The sequence below is a fragment of the Oryzihumus sp. genome, assembly GCF_036391795.1.
In the GTDB taxonomy this organism is placed as follows: Bacteria; Actinomycetota; Actinomycetes; order Actinomycetales; family Dermatophilaceae; genus Oryzihumus.
The window spans coordinates 1-2,798 of the sequence record NZ_DASVZH010000070.1; the positions used below are offsets into that span (position 1 = coordinate 1).

4 protein-coding genes are annotated in these 2,798 nt (G+C 73.8%); 1 reads left to right on the forward strand and 3 read right to left on the reverse strand.

The window, feature by feature from the left end; all coding sequences use genetic code 11:
- Window positions 1-29 precede the first annotated feature (29 nt).
- Window positions 30-665, reverse strand: a complete 636-nt coding sequence (locus tag VF825_RS03930) for a VOC family protein (protein ID WP_331110362.1) — start codon at window positions 663-665, stop codon at window positions 30-32.
- Window positions 666-708: 43 nt separating this feature from the next.
- Entirely contained in the window at window positions 709-1,542 is an 834-nt protein-coding gene (locus VF825_RS03935) for an RNA methyltransferase (protein ID WP_331110364.1), read from the reverse strand.
- Window positions 1,543-1,647: 105 nt separating this feature from the next.
- On the opposite strand from VF825_RS03935, the gene VF825_RS03940 reads away from it, so the two are divergent.
- Entirely contained in the window at window positions 1,648-2,088 is a 441-nt protein-coding gene (locus tag VF825_RS03940; RefSeq protein ID WP_331110366.1) for an OsmC family peroxiredoxin, read from the forward strand.
- A 10-nt stretch (window positions 2,089-2,098) separates the two neighbouring features.
- Here VF825_RS03940 and VF825_RS03945 read toward each other — a convergent pair.
- Window positions 2,099-2,798: LutC/YkgG family protein (locus VF825_RS03945; RefSeq protein ID WP_331110368.1), on the reverse strand; the 700-nt coding region annotated here is incomplete at its 5' end.

A 2,798-nucleotide genomic window follows, 5' to 3' on the forward strand; every position in this document is an offset into this window, starting at 1 on the left:
GGGGCCTCCTCCGCGTGGCGGGACGCCGGTCAGACGGTGACGGGGCCGGTGGGGGTGTCGAAGGTGACCGACAGCAGCCCGGGGGTGCCGTGCGGGGCGACGAAGTCGAAGTCGATGACCGAGGAGGTGTACTCCGGGGGCAGGCCCAGCCAGTCACGCAGCCGGTCCGGGTCGCCCGCGATCTGCAGCTTGCTGATCGTCACGTCGGTCTTCGCGCCCACGGACGGGTGGACCGCAGGGTCGTCCCAGTGGATGTAGTAGGGCAGCTGCGGGTCGGAGATGAGGCCCTTGATGCCCAGCTGGCGCCACTTCAGCTCCACCCCGTCGGGACGGCGGCGGTTGCCGTCGACCGCCTCGCGGCCCAGACGCGCCTCGGCCTCGGAGAGGTCGTCGACGTTGACCACCCAGCCGAGCCAGCCGCCGCCGGCCTCGGAGCGGGCCCGGACGGCCTGCCCGAAGGCGGCCTTGTCGGACGCGGGGTGGTCGAGCACCTCGACGACCTCGACGTAACGGTCGTGGGCCAGCGGGAAGATGATGTTGCGGGTGCCGAACCGGGGGTGGATCCCCCCGTCGACCGGCTCGACGCCGATCTGCGCCGACAGCCGCTGCGCGGTCGCCTTCAGGCCGTCGTGCTCAGCGGCATAGGAGACGTGGTCAACTCGCATGGCAGTCATCGTGACACAGCCCCAGGGGTGGTCATGACCGGGGTCACAAACCCGGGACCTCGGCCCCACCGGCCGCCCGCCGCTGGCGGACCGCCTCGTAGAGCACGATCGCGGCCGAGGTCGCGACGTTGAGCGAGTTGGCCCGGCCGACCATCGGGATGCGCACCTTGTAGTCGGCGGCGGCCAGGACCTCGCCGGTCAGGCCGTACTTCTCGGCGCCGACCGAGATCGCGACCGGACCGGTGTAGTCGACGTCGGTGTAGTCCAGGTCGGTGTCGGGCGTGGTCGCGACGAGCGCGATCCCGTTGTCCCGCAACCACGCCAGCGTCGCCTCGGTGGAGTCGCTGGCCACGGGGACCGAGAAGACCGTGCCCTTGCTGGCCCGCACCAGGTTGGGGTTGCCCCAGTCGGTGACCGGGTCGGCCGCGATGACCGCCTCGACCCCCGCGGCGTCCGCGGTGCGCAGCATCGCGCCGAGGTTGCCCGGCTTCTCCACCCCCTGGCACAGCAGGGCCAGCGGCGCCGGCCCGACGGTGAGGTCCGCGCAGGAGCGCACCACCGAGTCGACCACGGCGAGGAAGCCGTCCGGCCCCTCGCGGTAGGCGACCTTCTCGAACGCCACCCGGCCCAGCTGGACGGTCTCGACGCCCTGGGCGGCCACCCGGCGCACGACGTCCTGCTGCACGACGGGCTCCAGCATGAGCTCGGGGCAGTAGTAGATGGTCCGCGGCAGGACCCCGGCGTCGAGGGCGAGGCTGAGCTCCTCGTAGCCCTCGATGAGGGTCGTGCCGGTCTCCTCACGGGTCCGGCGGCGGCGCAGGGCGGTGAGGGACTTCAGGCGCGCGTTGGCCGCCGAGGTGATGATCAGGTCCGTCATGACGCAGCACAGCATGTCAGGCGGGCCGCCCTGCCTGCACCTATGGTGAAACGTGTCGAAGCGGCTGTCGCCGGCGGCCGCGTGAGGAGACCGAGGAGACGCACGATGGCGACGCGCACCGCACGCACGGCATGGAACGGCGGACTGCAGGACGGCTCCGGCCAGGTCGAGCTCACCAGCTCGGGGGTCGGCACCTTCGAGGTGTCCTTCCCCCGACGCATCGCCGACACCGCCGAGGGCGTCACCAGCCCGGAGGAGCTGATCGCCGCGGCCCACTCCTCCTGCTACGCGATGCAGTTCTCGGCCCTGCTCGCCAAGGCCGGAGGCACCCCGCAGAGCCTGGAGGTGACGGCCGACGTCACGGTGCAGCCGGACCCGGCCGGGGGCCTGCGCATCACCGGCATCAAGCTCACCGTCCGGGGTGAGGTCGAGGGCCTGGACGCCGACGGGTTCGCCAAGGCGGCCGAGGAGGCCAAGGCCACCTGCCCGGTGAGCAAGGCGCTGACCGGCACCGAGATCACCCTGGACGCCGCCCTCGAGAGCTGAGGCGACCGCCTCAGCCGACGACGACGACGTGCAGGGTGCGGGGGCCGTGGACGCCCTCGACCCGGCTGAGCTCGATGTCGCTGGTGGCGCTCGGCCCGCTGATCCACGTCTGCGGGCGCAGCGGGTCGAGCCGCGCCACCGCCGCGGGCACGTCGGCGACGACCTGGTCGGCGCGCAGCACGCACACGTGCCGGTCCGGCACCAGCGTCAGCGCCCGCCGACCCTGGCCGGGACCGTGGTCGAGCACCACCGTCCCGGTCACCGCGATGCCGACGGTGGCCGTGGTCAGCACCGCATCCACCCGGTCCAGCCCCGCGGCCGTGACCGGGTCCTGCACCCGCTGCCACACCCGCCGCGCCCAGTCCTCCGGGACGTCCCGGGGCACGACCACCCGCTCGGTGCCGCGCAGCGCCGCCTCCACGGCGGTCGCCACCTCACCCTCCCCGCACCGGGTCACCCCGGCCCGGTAGTCCGCGACCCGCTCGCAGAAGAGGGCGACCGGGTCGGCGAGGGTGCGTTCCCGCGCATACCCCCGGGGCACCTGCGTATCGCGCGCCGCGCCTCGCAGCGCATGCCGCACCCGCGCGAGCACCTCCTCGCGCGCGCTCACCACCGGCTCCCCTCGCGGCGCCACCAGGCCCGGAAGGGCCGACGCGGGACCGGTGGCAGGTCGCGTGCACGGGTCCACGCCGAGGCCGGCCAGGGCAGCC

Coding starts and splice junctions, on each gene's coding strand:
- VF825_RS03930 (WP_331110362.1), bottom strand. CDS start 665: ATGCGAGTTGACCACGTCTCCTATGCCGCTGAGCACGACGGCCTGAAG.
- VF825_RS03935 (WP_331110364.1), bottom strand. CDS start 1,542: ATGACGGACCTGATCATCACCTCGGCGGCCAACGCGCGCCTGAAGTCC.
- VF825_RS03940 (WP_331110366.1), top strand. CDS start 1,648: ATGGCGACGCGCACCGCACGCACGGCATGGAACGGCGGACTGCAGGAC.